This window comes from Pseudoalteromonas sp. T1lg76 (assembly GCF_002964725.1).
Classification (GTDB): domain Bacteria; phylum Pseudomonadota; class Gammaproteobacteria; order Enterobacterales; family Alteromonadaceae; genus Pseudoalteromonas.
Window position 1 is genome coordinate 16,304 of sequence record NZ_PQCE01000032.1, and the last position, 19,558, is coordinate 35,861.

Genomic DNA, 19,558 nt, shown 5'->3' on the forward strand with positions numbered 1-19,558 from the left:
CATGATTAACCCGAGCAAAATTGAAGAAATCGCCCGCCAAATAGGCAGCAACATGCCAAAAGGCATGCGCGATATCGCCGAGAATTTTGAGAACAAAACCAAGCAGGTACTGCAAAACAAACTGGCGGAAATGGACTTTGTCAGCCGCGAAGAATTCGATATTCAAAGCCAGGTGCTGGTGCGCACGCGCGAAAAACTAACCGCACTGGAAGAGAAAGTAGTTGCGCTTGAAGCCATGCTGGCCGCACAAGCGAAAGACGCAGACGCAGAGTAAGCTTTCTCTAGCTTTAGCGGTACACGAACCACTGAAGCCGTTGTTAATATCTTGTCGCTGTGGGCGACGACACCTTAGGGGCGGTTTACACCAACCACCCCTAAGAACCACAAGGCGCCCCAATATTGCATGATTACCTCAACGCGCTACGAGAAATGAACGTAACCAACATGCACAGGGCGTCCATAAATTGCTCCCTTCAACCTAGTTTCTTTCACTTTCCATCTGATTTAACATGAGTTTTTACTTTCATTAGTGAAACCTCATTTGTTTAATGCTCCTACCTTACAAGGTAGGCAAGCTTGCAAGGTCTCATTAATACCCTGTTATACGATTTGCAAGTAAGGATGAAACTGAGAATGAAGTTTATTGAATTAGAAGTAAAAACTGCATTTATCGTGCATGGATTTGATGAGAATAACAAAGAAATAATTGAGAACATTTCGGATGAAGTGTTTGTAAAAAAACTTATATCAATTGATAGAATTCAATCAATAAGTGAAGAGTATGTTTTGGTTACTTCATCACATAGTCGAGTGATGTATTGGGAATATAATTGCTCTATGGTCGAGTTAACTAAAAGATTAAAATCTGCTGGATTATTAATCGCATAACAAACCGTTCAAGGGGACTGCCAACGCCTGGCGGTTTTTGTGCAAATCGGCACTTGTGATTACGGTTTGTTATTTTGAGTTCAGTGTTTTACGTTGTCAGCCCCTTAACTGGGCGTTATACATCTTAATAGATGAGAAATTAGATGAAAAAATATAGCCTTAAAACATTATCCATTTTTATCACGCTAGGATTGCTCGCCTCTTGCTCAAGTGTAAAAGAAGCGGGAAGAGATTTTGGCGGTGCTGTCAAAGAAGTGACAACAGAAATTGGTCATGCTTCAAGGGATGCAGCAAAAGCTATTAAGAAAGAGACGAAAAAAGTAGTCTCAGAAATTAATAATAATGAAGAATGACTAGCATAATGTCTTATCAAAGTACTCCGAAACTAACAGGTATTGGTCTTCCCGTTTAGATTCGTGCTTTCGATCTCAGATTTTGTTACGCAGCGTGCTATTGATAGCGAGGTAGGCTGAAAGCGGTGCGAGTAGAGGGACTGCCGAGCTAGGTTTACCAGTACATGAATGTGCTGTTAAATCGCATCAACCACTAAGTGTAGCGTTTAACAAAACGCTGAACTCGGAAGCATTGGCGAATCACGGGTTCGCAGAGTTTCCAAAGGGCGGTTGGCGCAAACCGCCCTTTGGTTGTCGTCGCCAACGCGACAAGATCTTAATTTGAAAATCGTAGTTGAGAAAGTGCAGGCAATTCATCCTTGGAACAGTATTCCTGTTCGTGACGAAGTTGCGGCCTCCTCCGCTTCTCGCACCCCGTTTCGGATGCAATATAAGGGGATTAAGCTGATACATCTGAGTTTCAATTTAGCTTAAGGCAATTTGTAAGTTTGATTAGAGAAGAGCGGTCGTTCCTCTATTGTTCCCTTCAACCTAGTTTCTTTCACTTCCCATCTGATTTAACATGAACTTTTACTTTCATTAGTGAAACCTCATTTGTTTAATGCTCCTACCTTACAAGGTAGGCAACCTTGTCAGGCCTCACTAATAACCTTTTAGATGTATGGGAAATTATGCTAGTTAACTCATTCAATCATTTTAGAGCCATTGCTATAATTTTTATTATTGCAGGGCACTCATTTGGGGTGAACGGAATGACATTTGATACCGTTTTTAATACTACTATCCAAAATTTAATAGCTGGGGGAACAGCCCTTTTTGTTTTTATATCAGGCTTTTTATTTCATCACATTTTTTATAAGCGGTATGAATACAAAAAATTCATGTTCAGCAAAGTTAAAAATGTCTTTACACCATACTTTTTGCTAGGGCTTATACCTGTAATAATGTATACAATCAAGAAATCAGATGCTTTTAATGGTTACTTTCTCCCTATTGAATCCGGATTTATAAGCGAGTACTTAATTCCTTTTTTAAAATATTACACATCTGGAAGATTCCTTACTGCATACTGGTACATACCATTTATAATGTTGACTTTCTTATTATCACCACTCCATATTAAATATATTAAATTAAAATTTAATAATCAACTTTTAATAATAACTACATTTTCTATCATTGCTTTATTAATTCACAGACCTGTTTACAACATTAACGTCATTCAAAGTGTTATTTATTTCACACCAATCTACTTGATTGGAATCACTGCTTCTATCCATAAAGAATTAATTTATGAATATCTAAAAGGAAAGGAGGTTTACATAATTCTGGCCGTGATCCTACTGGCGACTTATCAATCAACTTTAGGCATTGGGGGAAACTATCATAAAGATCCTTTTACCTATGGAGGGATTGACTTGATGTTTTTTCAAAAAATTCTTTTATGCTTTTTTTTCATGGTTTTTTTAAATAGGTTTGAATCTAATAATAATAAAGCTATTCACGCTGTCGCCAGCACTAGTTTTACTGCTTTTTTTATCCACCCATTTATTATTTTTTTTATCACAAAGCTTGAACTAGGGTTTATGGCGAAAGACTCATGGTTTTTATACTTTGCTTTTGTCTTAACTATTTCTGCTACTTGTGTTTTAATTGCAAAAATAACAAAAAAAATAATACCTAAGTACAGCCGATTTATCATAGGGTATTAAATATAACAAATTGCTTAAACGGACGTGTAACAGTTAGCTCATTCCTCGCAAATTTAGCCAACTGTTAAACGCCGCTTAGCAAGGCGTTTCCGGGGTCCGTTTCTGGGGAACACTCCGAAACTAACAGGTATCCATCCCCCCGTTTGGATTCGTGCTTTCGATCTCATATTTTTTTTGCGCAGCGTGCTGTTGATAGCGAGGTAAGCTGAAAGCGGTGCGAGTAGAGGGACTGCCGAGCTAGGTTTACCAGTACATGAATGTGCTGTTAAATCGCATCAACCACTAAGCGTAGCGTTTAACAAAACGCTGAGCTCGGAAGCATTGGCGAATCACGGGCTCACGGAGTTTCCAAGGGGCGGTTGGCGCAAACTGCCCTTTGGTTATCGTCGCCAACACGACAAACTCTTTCGGAGCAGAACCCCACTCACAGTTATCACCAATAATCTTACATATTGATTTATTAACGTTTTTAATAGATTTCCCCGCCATCTATTTATAGACTGCCCGCTCTCCATAGGGTGGCACAGCCAATAAAGCCACCAGCTTCTTAAATGAAAAAGGAAACCACATTTATGCTCGAGTCTGATGTTTTTAAAAGACGAGTCACCAGTAGCCAAGAAATCAGCCCGGCGCTTTATAACCTGACAATAGGGCTCTGTTTACTCTGGGGTTTTTCCGTAAACTGGTTTTTGGTCGTTAATATCGACCCGCAAACCCTGTGGGCCATCAACCCTTGGATCTTCTTTATCGGCTATTTTGCTTCCTGCCTTGCCGGGGTCTGGCTTTTTAACGAGTCGAAAAAACCAATTGTCAGCTTTATCGGCTATAACCTAGTGGTTGTGCCCTTTGGCTTAATCGTCAACATGGTGGTGGCGCAATACAATGAGGCTCTGGTTGTTGAGGCGATTCGCCTTACCGCCGGCGTTACCCTGATTATGATGCTGCTGGGCTCTATGTATCCCAAGTTTTTTCAACGCATTGCCGGGGCTCTCAGCATTGCCCTGCTGGCGGTAATAGTGGTCGAGCTATTCCAGATATTTGTCCTGGGGATACATCATGAGTGGATCGATTGGGCCGTTGCGGTGATCTTTTGTGGCTATATAGGCTACGACTGGGGCCGGGCGAACCAAATACCTAAGACTCTGGATAATGCGGTAGACAGCGCCGCGGCTCTGTATATGGATATTATTAACCTGTTTTTACGCATCCTCCGCATTCTAGGGAGAAAGCAGTAATAAAAAAGGGAAGCACTTGGCTTCCCTTTTTCATCTTACCGAGGTTAGTCGGTCAGCTCGCCACGAACGCGCTTAGCTACGTTCTCCAGCGCTTCCTTATAGCTGTCGCCCAGCTCCTGCTGGCAACGAGCCACAGAATTCATATCGTGCAGGCGGCCATTTTCCAGGCTATACACCCAGCCATGTACCGTCAATTCCTGGCCTCGGGCCCAGGCGTCTTGCACTATATTGGTACGACATACATTACGTACCTGCTCGATAACATTCAGCTCGATTAGGCGGGCAAGACGCTCCTGCTCCGGTGCCTGCTCAAGTAGCTCAAGGTGACGCTCTTTAATATCGCCTACATGGCGTAACCAGTTGTCGATCAAGCCAAATTTTGCTTCATCTAGAACCGCTTTAATACCGCCACAACCATAGTGGCCCACCACCATGATGTGTTTCACCTTAAGCACCTCAACGGCATACTGCATGACCGACAAACAGTTATGGTCGGTGTGCACTACTACGTTAGCCACGTTGCGGTGTACGAACAGCTCGCCCGGCATTAGGTCAACGATCTGGTTGGCCGGTACGCGCGAGTCCGAACAGCCAATCCATAAATACTCAGGATTCTGTTGCTCTGAGAGTTTCTTAAAGAACTCAGGATCTTGTTCGGTAGTACGCTTAGCCCACTGCTTATTGTTTTCAAAAAGATGACTTAAGTTTTTCACAACAACTCTCAATTTAATTTCGCTTCTATAAAGATATTTCTGGGTGTCAGTGACGATTCACAGAACTCGAAAATATCCACCCGGTAATTTGCTTGCTGCAAATATAAAGCACGATCGAGCACGAGCCAAACCTCAATTGCCCGACGAAACAGATGTCTTACCAGTTCAATACGGTCGGTCATATGCTTTCGATCAGCACCCAAGGCCAAATAATGCGGGTAATTCAAGCCCTCTGGCAGGGTTAGCCCTTTCTGCTGTGCCGCCCACTGGCAAAAGTCTTTAAACTCACCGCTAAACACCAGCTTACCCACAGAAGGCACTGGGGTATACTCGTTGCGTTTAAATACATCGCGCACCAATTGATCAAAGCCAAGACGCCACTGCACCTCGGTTTGGCGCAGCCGCTGCACCCGCTGCCCGGCGGTTACTGTTTGCTGCAGGGCTAACTTTAAGTCACTGCTATAAAAGCTGTTTTGGCTGGCTTTGGCGGCGCTGCTCATGGCCTGATAATGATCACCGTCGATAAACAAATGATAGCAGCAAGGAGAAATAGACAAACGCTGGGTGCCCAAACGGCTGGCCTGGCGCATAAGTTCCTGATGCAAACCGCCACAGGCATGCAGGGCCACAGCATGATCACACTGCTGCAAGTAGCTCTGGCAATCGTCCTCAAGCACATTGGCGACATTAAAACGTATCGGCAAGGCAAAGCGCTGCGCCAGCTCTTCTCCCTGAGCGCATAGCTGTGGCTGAATTTCGACACTCTGTACGCCAATACCGTATTGATGCGCCAACAAACGCCCTAAATGGCCCTTGCCCGCACACCATTCCAATACGGTTTTGGTATTTTCTTGGGGTTGTAAATGAGCGACAAAGGCCTGAAGCTGAGTCAGCTTTCTGCCCTTAATGCCATTACTTAACCAAAAGGGTAAGGTCGGCTGCTCGGCCTCGCCTTGACGCAGCGGCAGAGCACTTAGTTTATCCAGCTGTGCCAGCTCGGGAATATAGGGTTGAAAAAAACGCAGCAACTGCTTAGGGTCGGCTTCAAGCTCAGCCACCTGCTCATCGCTTAAGCCATCAAGCACCCCGGCCAGCTCAGGCCAGGGGTATTGGCCACAGGAAAAGGCTACACACTGCCAGTAACGACGAGTTTGATATAAGAGGTGATCCAGCGCTTCAAAGTGCGCAAGCAAGGCAGGCATAAGGGTACGGCGGTTAACAATTTGCCGGCGATTATAGCAAAGTAAGTGCCGGTACGCCGCAGTAATTCTATGCCTTCTTGGAGTGCCGAGCGCAGAAAAATAAATGAAGATAGGCAGGCACCGCCACCATCATCATCACCAGAGCCAGCACCATCATCCAGGATAAATTCATCGGTGAGTGCGGCGGCGATGGCTGATAAATAAAGCCATCAAAATGCTTCGCCAGCTTATCCGACTCTAAATGGTAGAGCTCAGTGATCACCCGCCAACGGGCATCCGACATAGCCCCTATGGAATTCCCCGACTGCATGATCAAGGGCTTGAGCTGATCCGCCTCAAATGCCAATTGTTCCAAGGATTTATTGGGAGCGTAATGTTGCTGCGTAAGGGCAATGGCATGGTCGAGATTCAGTAAGGCATAGCGCCAGCCGCGCATACTCGCCTGATAAAAGCGTTCAACCACCTCAGGGGAGTGAGTAATCAGGTGTTTCGAGGTAAAAAGCACATCGCCATATACATTCAGGCCATAACGTTTTGGGCACACCAAACGATAGTCCATGCCCAACTGGCTTAATTGATAGGGTTCATTGGTGACATACACCTGCATGGCGTCAATTTCTTGCGCCAGCCAGGCATCTAAATTGGACTTGCCAAGATGCTCTACCACCTCAACATCAACCTGGCGATGATCCAACAAGCTCATTAGCTCGGCATCTTCGCCCTTGGTCAGCAAACTGATACGCTGGCCTTGAAAGTCTTCGGGATTAAAAATGCCAGAGTCTTTACGCACCAGCCAGCAATAGGCTGAAGACTGCAATAAGGCCGCCAGTGCCACCACCGGCTTGCCTTCCAACCTTTGCTTGATAATGCCCGAGTGAGTCACTCCGAAATGAGCCTTGCCACTGAGCACCTTGGCCATGGTATCAGTGTCCGTTGGCGACGCCGGTACTATATTGACTTCTAAACCCACATCGCGGTAATAGCCCAGCTCCTTGGCAACATAATATCCGGCAAACTGAAACTGATGCTGCCACTTAAGCTGTAAGGTTACGTTTGTGGGGGAGTCAGCCCAAGCCCATGGCATGGTGCACAGCAGCAAGAAGCAAACACAGTAGCTAGCGAATACGGTGGCTTTGTTCACGATTCATCCCTGATTACGTTAACTACTCCACTATAAGCAAGCTTCGCTGATATTGCCAGTTGCGCCACCTTGGCGATGGGCCAAAAACTGGCGATAACAAGGGTTTTGCGTTTCATCTATGTATTGATAGCCCAAACGCTGCAAATGCTGGTTAAAGGCCCCCAGCTCCACCTCGGGCACCTCAAATGCCGCCAGTACATTGCCGGTGGCAGCTCCATGGTTGCGGTAATGAAACAGGCTTATATTCCATTTACTGCCCAGGGTATCCAAAAAGCGCGCTAAGGCGCCAGGATATTCAGGGAACTCGAAGCGCAACAAACGCTCTTCAAGCTGGTCGCTGGGCTTGCCGCCGACCATATAACGTACATGCAGCTTAGCCAGCTCATTATCCGACATATCAACATAGTCGTAACCTTGCTGATCAAGGGCTGCCAGCAGCTCTTGCAGTTCACTGGCGCCCTGGCGCAGACCGATACCCACAAAGATTTGTGCCTCGCCCGGACCGGCATAACGGTAGTTAAATTCGGTGATGGCACGGCCGCCCAAGGACTGACAAAAATGCTTAAAACTGCCCTTTTCTTCCTTAATGGTGACCGCCAGCAGGGCCTCATTTTTCTCACCCAGCGCGGTGCGCTCGGCGACATGGCGTAAACGGTCAAAGTTGAGATTGGCACCGGAAAGCACAGCCGCCAGCTTAAGCCCCTTCACACCCGAGTTATTCACCCATTTTTTCAAACCGGCCAGCGCCAAGGCGCCGGAAGGCTCGGCCACGGCGCGGGTGCCAACAAAAATATCCTGTACCGCAGCACAAATTTCATCGCCGCTGACGGTGACTACTTCATCGCAAAACTGCTGCGCCAGCCTAAAGGTTTCGGTGCCGATGATCTTCACCGCCACACCGTCGGCAAAGCTGCCGACGCGCTCCAGTTCCACCGGCTTCCCGGCGGCCATGGCCGCTTGCAAGCAGGCACTTTCTTCGGCTTCAACGCCGATAACGCGAATGTCCGGGCGCAAAGACTTGATATAGACCGCCATGCCGGCGAGTAGACCGCCGCCGCCGACCGGCACAAACACAGCATCCAGCTCGGGCAACTGCTGCATCAGTTCGCGGGCTATGGTGCCCTGGCCGACGATCACATCCGGGTCATCAAAGGGTGGCACAAACACCGCCCCCTGACGCTCGGCAAGAGCCAGCGCATAAGCCTTGGCGGCATCGAAATGATGACCATGAAGTATCACCTCGGCACCAAAATTACGCACCGCATCCACCTTGATCTGCGGCGTGGTCAAGGGCATCACGATAGTGGCCTGATGACCCAGCTCGGTGGCACTTAGCGCCACCCCCTGGGCATGGTTGCCCGCCGAGGCGGTAACCACCTTAGAACCCTTGGGTAACTTGCTCAGCTTGTTATAGGCACCGCGCAATTTAAAGGAATATACGGGTTGCTGATCTTCCCGTTTAAGCCAGATTTTTGAACCCAGCTTGGCTTCCAAGGCACTGAGTTCACTGACCTCGGTCACCTTGACCAGGGGCTCCATATTAGCCTGTATGATGGCGCGAAAATAATCGAGTTCAGTGGCCGCCATCAGCTTAACTCCTCAAGCTTTTGCAGATCGCGCACCGCGCCCTTATCGGCACTGGTGGCAAGCAAGGCATAGGCTTTAAGAGCCGGGGTCACCACACGCTCACGAGCAAGCGGCTTATAGGCCTGCTTACCACGAGCCTCTTGCTGGGCGCGTCGCTCTGCAAGTTGCTCTTCGCTCAGCGCCAGGTTGATGCCACGGTTGGGGATATCTATCACCACCTGGTCACCATCTTCCACCAGGGCAATGGCACCGCCGCTGGCCGCCTCTGGCGAGACATGGCCGATGGATAAGCCTGAGGTGCCGCCGGAAAAGCGGCCATCTGTGATCAGCGCACAGTCTTTATCTAGGGCCATGGACTTAAGATAACTGGTGGGGTAAAGCATTTCCTGCATACCCGGGCCACCTTTAGGGCCTTCGTAGCGAATGATCACCACGTCGCCCTTTTGTACCTTGCCCTCAAGAATGCCATCGACGGCATCATCCTGAGATTCATAAACCCGGGCGGTACCGGTAAATACCAGCATGTCCTCGGCAACGCCGGCACTTTTTACGATACAGCCGTTTGGCGCCAGGTTACCGTAGAGCACGGCCAAACCGCCGTCCTGACTAAAGGCATGTTCAACACTGCGGATACAACCCTGCTGGCGATCCAGATCTAGCTCCTTCCAGCGATAATCCTGACTCATAGCCTTTGTAGTACGAATACCTGCCGGGCCGGCGCGATAGAAGGTTTGCGCCTGAGTATTTTCTGAGTCAGTAGCATCGAAACGGGCGATCACTTCGGCCAAACTCTTGCCTGCCACATGACCTACGGATAAATCGAGCTTATCGGCCTTGGCCAGCTCATTGAGTATGGCCATGATGCCACCGGCACGGTGCACATCTTCAATATGGTATTGCTGGGTGGCAGGTGCCACCTTACAAAGGAATGGCGTGCTGCGGGACAGTCTGTCTATGTCCGTCATATCAAAGTCAACGCCGGCTTCTTGCGCCGCGGCCAGTAAGTGCAACACAGTATTAGAGGAACCGCCCATGGCGATATCCAGGGTCATGGCATTCATAAAGGCCGCCTGATTAGCGATATTGCGCGGCAGTACAGACGCATCATCATCACCATAAAAACGGTTACATAAATCGACGATACGCTGACCCGCTTCCACATAAAGCTGCATACGATCCTTGTGGGTCGCAAGCGTGGTGCCATTACCAGGCAGAGCCAGACCTAAGGCTTCGAGCAAGCAGTTCATGGAGTTGGCGGTAAACATGCCGGAGCAGGAACCACAGGTAGGGCAGGCGGAGCGCTCAACCTGCTCCGAGTCTTCATCGCTAACCGTAGGATCGGCGCCCTTGACCATGGCATCCACCAAATCCAGCTTGATATCTATATTGGCCAAACGGGTTTTACCCGCTTCCATGGGGCCGCCGGAGACAAAGATCACCGGAATATTTAAACGCAGCGCGGCCAGCATCATGCCCGGGGTGATCTTATCGCAGTTAGATATACACACCATGGCATCGGCACAGTGGGCATTGACCATGTATTCCACCGAGTCGGCAATGAGGTCGCGTGATGGCAAGGAGTAAAGCATGCCGCCATGGCCCATGGCGATGCCATCGTCTATGGCTATGGTATTAAACTCACGAGGTACGCCGCCGGCGTCGCGAATGGTCTGCGCCATCAGATCGCTGAGCTGGTTAAGATGCACGTGTCCTGGCACAAATTGCGTGTAGGAGTTGACCACAGCGATTATTGGTTTTTTAAAGTCGCTGTCGGTCATCCCGGTTGCTCGCCACAGGGCACGGGCGCCCGCTCTTTTACGTCCTTCGGTTGTTGTTGCACTGCGTAATTTAGCCATGGTTACCTCGATATTTTTTGCGATTCACTGAATCGGCTTTCCTCATTCCCAAAAATTCGGCAACGCCCATGCGCTGCCACAAACTTAGTCGTTTACGTATTCCAACCAGCCGCGAGGGTCTGGGCTTTGCCCTTTAACCAAAGCAAAATATGCTGCTTGCAGCTCTTCGGTGATAGGGCCTCGCGCACCTTGACCAACAGGGATCTGATCCACGCTGCGCACCGGAACGATTTCTGCCGCTGTGCCTGTCATAAAAAACTCATCGGCCAGATATAAGGCTTCACGAGCAATTGCCTCTTCGCGCACCTCAAAACCACGCTCTTTAGCCAGCGTCATTATGGTGTCGCGCGTCAGGCCAGGCAGGATACAGGCTGTGGTCGGCGGGGTATAAAGCACACCGTTTTTGATCACGAAGAGGTTTTCACCAGCGCCTTCACTCAGCAAGCCATTGGTGTCCAAGGCGATGCCTTCAACATAACCGTTACGCTTGGCTTCACCTGAGATAAGCTGTGATGACAAGTAGTTACCACCTGCTTTAGCGGCGGTTGGCATGGTATTAGGAGCCAGACGGTTCCAAGAAGAAATACACACATCCACGCCCTGCGCCAATGAGTCTTCGCCCAGATAGGCACCCCACTGCATCGCCGCAACGGTGACATCGGCAACACGGGATTTAGGGTTGATCCCCAGGCCCACATGACCCAAAAATGCAAACGGACGCAAGTAAGCATCGCTAAAGCCATTTTGCTTTACCGCATCCTTACAGGCCTGGGTGAGTTGCTCTAAGGTAAAGGGAATTTCCATACGGTAGATCTTGGCCGAATCATAAAGACGCTTAAGGTGATCGGTTAAACGGAAAATTGCCGGACCGTTTGGCGTGTCATAGGCGCGAACACCTTCAAATACCGAGCTGCCATAGTGCAGCGCATGGCTTAATACGTGCGTCGTTGCTTGCTGATAGGGGATCATTTCGCCGTTATGCCAAATCAGTTCAGAGCTTTGTGTCATGTGTTGTACCTTCTTTAAAATTCAATTCTCGCGTTGCCAATGGACGCGGACTAACTTGCTTGTTGCTGTAGCTGTGCCGTGGTGACACTGTGCACATCTACTAATTTATTGAGCTGCTGTGTTAAAAGATAGATAGGTTTATCGCTATCTACCGTGATATTGACCGCAAATTGATCTTGGTCACAGGCCAATTCCAGGGCGGTCAGTTTAAAACCACGGTGACGAGCCACTCGCAGGAAACGCTCCACGGCCACGGTTTGATTCGCTACGTTTAGGGTTAAACGGTGTTTCATGGTTTTTTCTCGCTATTGGCTTGGGTCATCATTTGGTCATTGGCGGCACCCGGTGGAACCAGGGGCCAAACATTGTCTTTATCGTCTATGCATACATGCAGTAAATACGGGCCCTTACTGCTGAGCATGGCATCTAACGCTTCATCTACCTGCTCCTGATGGGTGATGCACTGTCCATCGATACCGAATACTCGCGCCAAAGCGACAAAATCCGGGTTATCCGAAAGATTAGTTTCACTGTAGCGCTCGGCGAAAAATAACTGCTGCCACTGGCGTACCATGCCAAGACGCTGGTTATCTATCACCACAATTTTCACATCCAAATTATTGCGGCGTATGGTGGCCAGCTCTTGGATATTCATCATGATTGAGCCATCGCCGGATACCGTCAGCACCATATCGTTCGGGCGCGCTATTTTGGCGCCTATGGCCGCCGGCAGGCCAAAGCCCATGGTGCCAGCACCGCCACTGCTTAAGTGATTGCTAGGGTGAGAGAACTGCATATGCTGGGCCACCCACATCTGATGCTGACCCACATCACAACAAACCACCGCATCGGCACTTAAGCGCTGTGACAGTTTGTTCAACAAGGCTGGGGCGTAAACCGTTTCGCCAGGATAGTCATAGCGCCATGCATGCTGCTGTGCCAAGGCGGTGATATGCGCGCACCAATTCGGCTCGGTGACAAAACAGTGCAGCTGCGGCAAAGAGGCTTTTAAATCAGCCACCAAAGAGGCGGCGGCAGGCTTGCGTTTACCCACCTCGGCGGCATCTATATCCAGGTGAATAACCTGGGCATTGGGGGCAAATTTAGTCAGGTTACCGGTCACCCGGTCGTCGAAGCGTGCGCCGATACACAACAATAGATCGCATTGCTGCACCGCCAGGTTGGCTGCTTCACCGCCGTGCATGCCTAGCATGCCAAGGTTCAGTTCATAGTCTGGTGTCACACTGCCCAGGGCTTTTAGCGTTTGTACCGCCGGCATCTGGGTTTTATACAAAAACTGCATCAGTTGGGCTTGCGCATCCGCGGCCTGAACGCCGCCACCGATATACGCGACCGGGCGCTGGCATTCGCTGAGTAGCTGATTGGCCTTGTTCACCTGTTCCTGACACGGCTGCTGTCGCGCCTCGCTATCGGCCAGCCAGGGCTGATATCGAGCTTCACCCATTTGGATATCTTTGGGGATATCCACCAGCACAGGGCCGGGACGACCGCTTTGAGCAAGATGAATGGCCTGTTGCAGTATGGGCGCCAAATCTTCGCTGCGCTCTACCATAAAGCTGTGCTTGGTGCAGGACAGCGACATGCCCAAAACGTCCACCTCTTGGAAGGCATCGGAGCCGATGGCGGCGGTGGGAACCTGACCTGTGATCGCCAACAGAGGCACAGAGTCCATCATGGCGTCGGCTAAAGCGGTGATCAAATTGGTTGCGCCCGGGCCACTAGTGGCCATACAAACTCCCAACTTGCCACTGCTACGGGCGTAGCCTACTGCGGCAAAACCGGCACCTTGCTCGTGACGAGTAAGATAGTGAGTTACCTGAGATTCATACAAGGCGTCATAAATGGGCATGATGGCTCCGCCTGGGTAACCAAATACCTCATTTATTCCTTCCCTTGCCAATATCTCTACTACTAATTCTGCGCCGGTCATTGTTCCTCATTCCTCAATGTGTTGGCCCTGAAACGAAAAAGCCCCCCGAACTTTTCAGTGCGGGGGGCCTTAAGCGTGTTAATTTTTTAACGCACTACGAAGCCCCCGCGGTAATAATAATCACCACGGTGTTAATCACTAGGACTAGGCTTGATAGCAGGTTAAGCATAAATTAATTCGTTCTAAGTCTAATTAAAAAATCTAATGGACGGCTGGGCCGTCGCTCTTTTTCTATTAGTACCGCGAGCACCCGTGTAAGTCAACTACAAAAACAATGCAAAATCCTAATCAAAGAAGGACTAAAAAGCATAAAAAATCCCTTAAACAACCTAAAATTTAAACCTATCAACCTTACAGCCCTCAACTGCATATAACTTACCTTCACTTACCGATAGCACTAGCTGATTAATTTCTAGCAATTATTTTTCGGTCAATGGGTTTTATGAGTTAACTCGGGTACACTCAGAGGCGACTCTAGTTTAAGGATGACACGATGAAAAAATTAACTGCATTTTGGCTCTTTTGCCTGTTTATTATTTTTACCCAGCCCGCTTTCGCCGAACTGACACCGGCTTTGTGGCAGGTGGAAAAGCAGGGAAAAACCTCGTACTTATTCGGCACAGTACATGTTGGCGACACCAGCATGAAGGGCCTGCCACAAAAGATAGAAAAAGCCATAAGCAACAGCGATGCTGTGGTGGTGGAAGTTGATTTAACTGCCCTGTCTGCGGTGCAAATTCAACAGCGCTCCATGCCGTTTTTAATGCTGCAAAATGGCCGTACTCTGGACTCGGAGCTAAGCCCGCAAAGCTACCAGAAGCTGGACCAATACTTTGGCGAAAAAAATATTAATATCAAGATGTTTTCCTCGTTAAAACCCTGGGCCGTGCTACTTACAATGATGCAGATTGAGCTGCAAAATGCCGGTTATTCAGACGAATTCGGCATAGATAAGCAAGTACTGGCCAGCGCCAAACAAAAAAACAAGGCCATTATCGAGCTGGAATCTCTCGAACAACAACTGGAAATGTTTACCGTACTAGAAGAGCATTCGGACCTCATGGTTGCCGATACCTTACGCCAGCTCAATCAATTTGATGAGAGTTTTTTACGTCTGATCAACGGCTGGAAAAAGGGCGAAACATCCGTGCTCACCGAGGCCTATGAACAGTCCTTTGACGACTCCGAATATGGCCAGCTTAATGAACATGTACTCTTAATTGAGCGCAACCATAAGTGGATAAAACAATTGGAAAAAACACTGCAGAAGCAATCATTATTTATCGCCGTTGGCGCCCTGCATCTGGGTGAAGAAAACGGCTTAATCAAGCTGCTACAGGCACAAGGTTTTAAGGTCTCACGCATCTAATTTCAAACCCATGCGCGCCAAACAACATGGGGAGGCGTGAAAATTTGTGTCGCCATGGGCGTTGACAGCGTGGCATGGAAAGTGTTTGAATAAAAAAGCACCCTATTGATTCGGCCATTTAGATGGCCGCAAGGGCTAGAAGAGGTGCGTCATCCAGGTAGTTATGATGAGGAGAGCAAACTCCAACGACTCATAATGAGGGGGATGTACGCCGAGAGGTGAGGTAAATTGCTTAATACTCCCTCGGGCGCTTGGGTTGAATCCCGGCGACTGTCACCAATAGCACACATTGCTATATATTTGGTGGAGAGCTTCTGGTCTTAACATAACAGGCCGGCAGGCTTTGTTACGTCTAAGCCCATTCGCTCTTCGAATTTAACCTGTTCGAGTCGGCGAATGCGGAAACCACTTCCCTTTGTTGCTCTCGAACTCGCACTAAGTTCGGATGAGATGACAACTACTCAATCGTTATCACACACTGTGCTGTGGACAGCACTGATCACCCCGTTGCTTGAAGATGGCAGCATAGATTTTGACGCCCTAAGCGCGCTGGCACAAGAGCAAGCGGCAGCCGGTAATGGCGTGCTGATCCTGGGCTCTACTGGCGAAGCCCTGGCCCTAGATGTGGCCGAGCAACAAGCCGTGGTGCAACACATTTGCGCCCTGGAACTGAACACCCCGATTATGGTCGGTGTAGGTGGTTACAACCTTGAAGCACAGCGCCAATGGCTGACCTTTTGCAATGACTACCCGATAGACGCCTATTTGCTTGGCGCCCCCTTGTATGCCAAACCAGGTCCAGTAGGACAAGAGCTATGGTTTCGCGCTCTGCTTGATGCCAGCAAACACCCCTGCATGCTTTACAACGTCCCCGGCCGCGCCGCGGTCAGCCTGGACCCGCAGGTACTCGGCAAGTTGCAAGATCACCCGCGCTGCTGGGCATTGAAAGAAGCCAGCGGCAGCATCGACTGCTTTGAGCAATATCGTCTTGCGGCACCGCAACTGGCTATTTTCAGCGGCGACGATGCACTGATCCCCTATTACGCTCAGGCCGGCGCCGCCGGTTTGGTCTCGGTTGCTGCCAACGTGTGGCCGCAAGCAACGCACCGTTTTGTGCAGTTAAGCCTGCAAGGGCAAAGCCACAATGCCTTTTTGCATTGGCGCGAGGCGGTGGCGGCGCTCTTTCATGTCAGCAACCCTATTCCGACAAAGTGCTTGTTACACGCCCTTGGGCGCATCAATACGCCAACTCTGCGCGCCCCGTTAACTCATGCGGAGCTAAGCGATTTACAACCACTTTTACGCGTACACGACAGCATCACATCTTGGCATTCAACACAGGTTTAATATTTTCATGAGCTGGTTAGAACTTCTTAATAATTTAGAAACGGGCGCCGTTCGCGCCGCATCACAAGACGAAAATGGTCAATGGCAGGCCAATTCGAGGTTAAGCAAGGCATTCTTGAAGCCTTTAAAAACGGCACCAATACCGAATTCCCTGGCGGTTTTGTCGATAAAGACAACCTGGCACCGCGCGGTTTTAGCGCCGAAGACAATGTTCGCGTGGTACCGGGCGGTACCTCGGTGCGTCGCGGCGCCTATGTGGCCCCTGGCACCATCATAATGCCACCGGCCTATGTCAATATTGGCGCCTTTGTCGATGAAGGCACCATGGTCGACAGCCATGCGCTTGTGGGCTCTTGTGCTCAGGTGGGTAAAAATGTGCACCTTAGCGCTGCGGTGCAACTCGGTGGCGTATTAGAGCCTATCGGTGCCAGCCCTGTGGTGATCGAAGACGACGCCTTTATTGGCGCCGGCTGCGTTATCGTTGAAGGCGTGGTAGTGAAAAAAGGCGCAGTACTGGCGCCGGGTGTGCGCCTAAGTGCCACCATTCCGGTGTACGACTGTGTCAATGAGCGTCAGCTCAACAAGGGGGAACCCATCCCGGAAAACGCCATAGTGATCCCGGGCTCACGTCCAAGCTCAAGCGCCTGGGGGCGTGAACAAGGCCTGTCGATGAGTTGTGCCCTAATCGTGAAATACCGCGATGAGCAAAGCGATGCATCACTCGCGCTGGAAGAGGTATTACGCTAATGCTTCCTGTCGGTACCGAGCTGCAAACGCACCTCGAGTGCATCGCCCAAGAGCAGATGGAGCCATGCTTTGTCTACGATCTTGACGCCTTACGCCAGCACCTGGATAAGCTGATGGCCCAAGACGTGGTCAAGCTCTGGTATGCGGTTAAAGCCAACCCTTTATCGCGCATCATACGCACCCTGGCCGAGGCGGGCTTTCAGTTTGACGTGGCCAGCAGTGGCGAATTGCATCAGGTACTGGCACAACAAATTAACCCGGAGCAGGTGTTGAATACCGGCCCGGCGAAATCAAAGCGACAAATCGATGAATTTATCGCCCTTGGCGTGCGCACCTTTGTGGCCGAAAGCCTTAATCAGGTGCGCTGGCTAAACCAAGCGGCGCAGACTCATAAGGTACAGCTTAAGCTGCTACTGCGGGTGCAATTGCGCTGGCCCAAGGGTGAAAAAAACCCCTTGGGCGGTGATACCCTCACCCCTTTTGGTCTCGACCCGCAACAATGGCACGGCCTTTACCTGGCGGACTATCCGGCACTAACCTGTATCGGCGTGCATATTTTCCAATGGGGCAATATGCTTAGCGCCGACAAGCTATTACATCTATGGCAACAGATGCTGCCGCCACTTCAGGCCCTAAGTGAGCAGCTTGGCTTTGCCATGCAGGTGCTGGACTTAGGCGGTGGTCTGGGCGTGCCCTATGACGACGAAAGTGAGCCCCTGGCCTGGCAGGATGTACTGACAGCGCTTGAGCAAATCAAGCGCGAAAGCGGCGTGCAGGAACTATGGATGGAGCTAGGTCGTTATGCGGTGGCCGAATGTGGCTATTACCTCAATCCCGTAGTCGAGCAAAAGGAGAACTATGGCGAGCAGCAGTTAATTGTCAGCGGTGGCATCAATCATATACTGCGCCCTGCTGTGGCAGGCCAGGCTTTCCCTTGCGCCCTATTGCGAACAAGTACAGCGCCGACCCGGGCCTTCAATATTCACGGTCCCTTATGTACGGCATTGGATTCTTTGGGCACGCACATGCTCCCCGAAGATATTAACGAGCAAGACTGGCTGGTATTTTTTCAGGCCGGCGCCTATGGCTTTACCGAGAGTATGCCGTTTTTCCTCTGCCACCCTCTGGCGGCCGAGTATGTAATAGCCGACGGCAATTTGCACCTCTTGCGCGAAAGCGCTGCGCCCAGTAGTTATTTGAGATAGTCGCATGAACAAAATTGAGCAACAAAATATTCAGGTTGGTGAAATCGCCAATGGTTTACCCCTGACCATTCCCGTGTACCGCCTAAAAGGCGATGGCAGTGGCAAGAGCGTCTATATTCAGGCCAATATGCATGGCGCCGAAGTACAGGGTAATGCGGTTATTTATCAGCTGCTTGAGCAACTTAAAAACTTAGGGTTACGGGGCGATATCACCCTGGTGCCTTATGCCAACCCCATCGGCTGTAACCAAAAGTCGGGGGAATTTACCCTAGGTCGTTTCGACCCCATTACCGGCGTAAACTGGAACCGCTTATATCATTACAATACCGAGCTGGTAAGGCGTTTTGCCGAGCAAAGCGACGGCCTGTCCGATCAAGAATTGCGGGACGGCTTTAAAGCGGCCTTGGTTGAGGAAGTGGAGCAGCGTTTAAACGGCCCACAGCATGCCTTAACTACCGGTAAGCGTATTGCCCTGAATCTACAACGCCTAGCGCATCAGGCGGATATAGTACTCGACCTGCACACAGGTCCTATTTCCGCCAAGCACCTGTATTGCCCCGAGTATGCCCGTGCCAGCGCCCGTTATTTTAATATTGAGCACGTGCTCTTGATCCCCAATGAATTCGACGGCGCCATGGATGAAGCGGCATTTTGCCCCTGGTGGCAGCTGCAAACCCAGCTAAAACGTCAGGGCCGCGACTTCGAAGTACCAGTAGAAGCCTACACGGTGGAGCTGGGCTCACAGGAGCGCATTGATTTGACCGAAGCCTTGGACGATGCACAAAGCATACTAAGCTATTTGAATTATCAGGGCGTGTTTGTGGATGCGGCCTATCAGCCTAAAACCATGCAGCGCCACGCCTGTTATCTGAAAGACTATGTGGCCTATTATGCGCCCATGGGCGGGATGATCGAATATCTGGCAGGATTGGGCGAGCACCTGAAGGCGGGTGATGCCTTTGCCCGTATTCTTCGAATGGAGCGCTATTTGAGTGAAGAGCCACTTCATACCCTGCGTTTCGACCAGGATGCCATCGCTATTTTGCACTTTGCCTCGGCCAGTGTGAATCAGGGCACCGAACTCTACAAATTCTTTACTAATACCTTCGAGTTATAGGGTCTGTTGACCTTTGCTGTTTGTTTCTGCAGCAGTTTGTAGCGAATTTATACAAGGCGGTACATGTGTGGTGTAGTTGTTCTACATAAACATGTAACAACACAGTAGAAATGCGCTGCAAGCGCTG

The 19,558-nt window shown here is 49.8% G+C and carries 17 protein-coding genes, 1 pseudogene and 1 riboswitch; of the genes and pseudogenes, 10 read left to right on the plus strand and 8 right to left on the minus strand.

Translation table 11 applies throughout. The features are described from left to right. The first annotated feature begins 1 nt into the window (after window position 1). The 5 genes from ubiK (at window position 2) to C2M35_RS11950 (ending at window position 4,188) form a co-directional block, all read left to right on the plus strand. Window positions 2-274, plus strand: coding sequence for a ubiquinone biosynthesis accessory factor UbiK (gene ubiK, locus C2M35_RS11925; RefSeq protein ID WP_105199314.1), 273 nt, complete (start codon window positions 2-4; stop codon window positions 272-274). A gap of 359 nt (window positions 275-633) precedes the next feature. Beyond that, window positions 634-888: a hypothetical protein gene (locus C2M35_RS11930; protein WP_105265457.1), complete on the plus strand. Its 255-nt coding sequence runs from the start codon at window positions 634-636 to the stop codon at window positions 886-888. Window positions 889-1,031: 143 nt separating this feature from the next. Further along, the gene (locus C2M35_RS11935; RefSeq protein ID WP_105199313.1) at window positions 1,032-1,241 is read left to right on the plus strand and encodes a hypothetical protein; all 210 of its coding nucleotides are present in this window, start codon (window positions 1,032-1,034) and stop codon (window positions 1,239-1,241) included. A 629-nt stretch (window positions 1,242-1,870) separates the two neighbouring features. Next, window positions 1,871-2,953: an acyltransferase family protein gene (locus C2M35_RS11940; protein WP_199774423.1), complete on the plus strand. Its 1,083-nt coding sequence runs from the start codon at window positions 1,871-1,873 to the stop codon at window positions 2,951-2,953. Between the two features lie 572 nt (window positions 2,954-3,525). Then, window positions 3,526-4,188, plus strand: coding sequence for a Bax inhibitor-1 family protein (locus C2M35_RS11950; RefSeq protein ID WP_105265458.1), 663 nt, complete (start codon window positions 3,526-3,528; stop codon window positions 4,186-4,188). Window positions 4,189-4,232: 44 nt separating this feature from the next. Here C2M35_RS11950 and can read toward each other — a convergent pair whose 3' ends face one another. The 8 genes from can to ilvG all read right to left on the minus strand — a co-directional run bounded on the left by can (window position 4,233) and on the right by ilvG (window position 13,646). Beyond that, the gene (can, locus tag C2M35_RS11955; RefSeq protein ID WP_105199311.1) at window positions 4,233-4,901 is read right to left on the minus strand and encodes a carbonate dehydratase; all 669 of its coding nucleotides are present in this window, start codon (window positions 4,899-4,901) and stop codon (window positions 4,233-4,235) included. A gap of 8 nt (window positions 4,902-4,909) precedes the next feature. After that, on the minus strand, window positions 4,910-6,103 hold the full coding sequence (locus C2M35_RS11960) for a methyltransferase (protein WP_105265449.1): 1,194 nt from the start codon (window positions 6,101-6,103) through the stop codon (window positions 4,910-4,912). A 67-nt stretch (window positions 6,104-6,170) separates the two neighbouring features. Next, complete coding sequence (locus C2M35_RS11965) at window positions 6,171-7,244, minus strand: ABC transporter substrate-binding protein (RefSeq protein WP_234000061.1); 1,074 nt, start codon at window positions 7,242-7,244, stop codon at window positions 6,171-6,173. Window positions 7,245-7,274: 30 nt separating this feature from the next. Continuing rightward, window positions 7,275-8,831: a threonine ammonia-lyase, biosynthetic gene (gene ilvA / locus C2M35_RS11970; protein ID WP_105258092.1), complete on the minus strand. Its 1,557-nt coding sequence runs from the start codon at window positions 8,829-8,831 to the stop codon at window positions 7,275-7,277. Then, window positions 8,831-10,687, minus strand: coding sequence for a dihydroxy-acid dehydratase (ilvD, locus tag C2M35_RS11975; RefSeq protein ID WP_105258093.1), 1,857 nt, complete (start codon window positions 10,685-10,687; stop codon window positions 8,831-8,833). Before ilvD ends, ilvA begins: the two co-directional genes overlap by 1 nt. Before the next feature lie 84 nt (window positions 10,688-10,771). Next, window positions 10,772-11,695 (minus strand): branched-chain amino acid transaminase, encoded by a 924-nt coding sequence (locus tag C2M35_RS11980; protein ID WP_105265450.1) that lies wholly within the window; start codon window positions 11,693-11,695, stop codon window positions 10,772-10,774. A gap of 50 nt (window positions 11,696-11,745) precedes the next feature. Then, entirely contained in the window at window positions 11,746-11,988 is a 243-nt protein-coding gene (gene ilvM / locus C2M35_RS11985; protein ID WP_105265451.1) for an acetolactate synthase 2 small subunit, read from the minus strand. Next, a complete protein-coding gene (gene ilvG, locus C2M35_RS11990) occupies window positions 11,985-13,646 on the minus strand; it encodes an acetolactate synthase 2 catalytic subunit (RefSeq protein WP_105265452.1) in 1,662 nt (553 codons plus the stop codon). Before ilvG ends, ilvM begins: the two co-directional genes overlap by 4 nt. Before the next feature lie 493 nt (window positions 13,647-14,139). Here ilvG and C2M35_RS11995 point away from each other — a divergent pair, with 493 nt between their 5' ends. From C2M35_RS11995 to C2M35_RS12015, 5 genes and pseudogenes are all read left to right on the plus strand, one after another. After that, window positions 14,140-15,015 carry a TraB/GumN family protein gene (locus C2M35_RS11995; RefSeq protein ID WP_105265453.1) on the plus strand — a complete coding sequence of 292 codons (876 nt, stop codon included), beginning with the start codon at window positions 14,140-14,142 and terminating at the stop codon, window positions 15,013-15,015. Between the two features lie 131 nt (window positions 15,016-15,146). After that, a riboswitch (Lysine riboswitch) is annotated at window positions 15,147-15,337 on the plus strand. 128 nt (window positions 15,338-15,465) lie between these two features. Further along, a complete protein-coding gene (gene dapA / locus C2M35_RS12000) occupies window positions 15,466-16,362 on the plus strand; it encodes a 4-hydroxy-tetrahydrodipicolinate synthase (RefSeq protein ID WP_105265454.1) in 897 nt (298 codons plus the stop codon). A gap of 7 nt (window positions 16,363-16,369) precedes the next feature. Continuing rightward, window positions 16,370-17,109 (plus strand): annotated as a pseudogene (locus C2M35_RS12005) (2,3,4,5-tetrahydropyridine-2,6-dicarboxylate N-succinyltransferase). Beyond that, window positions 17,109-18,314, plus strand: coding sequence for a PLP-dependent decarboxylase (locus C2M35_RS12010; RefSeq protein WP_105265455.1), 1,206 nt, complete (start codon window positions 17,109-17,111; stop codon window positions 18,312-18,314). The pseudogene C2M35_RS12005 and the gene C2M35_RS12010 overlap by 1 nt, the downstream one beginning before the upstream one ends. Before the next feature lie 4 nt (window positions 18,315-18,318). Further along, window positions 18,319-19,431 carry a succinylglutamate desuccinylase/aspartoacylase family protein gene (locus C2M35_RS12015; protein ID WP_105265456.1) on the plus strand — a complete coding sequence of 371 codons (1,113 nt, stop codon included), beginning with the start codon at window positions 18,319-18,321 and terminating at the stop codon, window positions 19,429-19,431. Window positions 19,432-19,558: the final 127 nt, after the last annotated feature.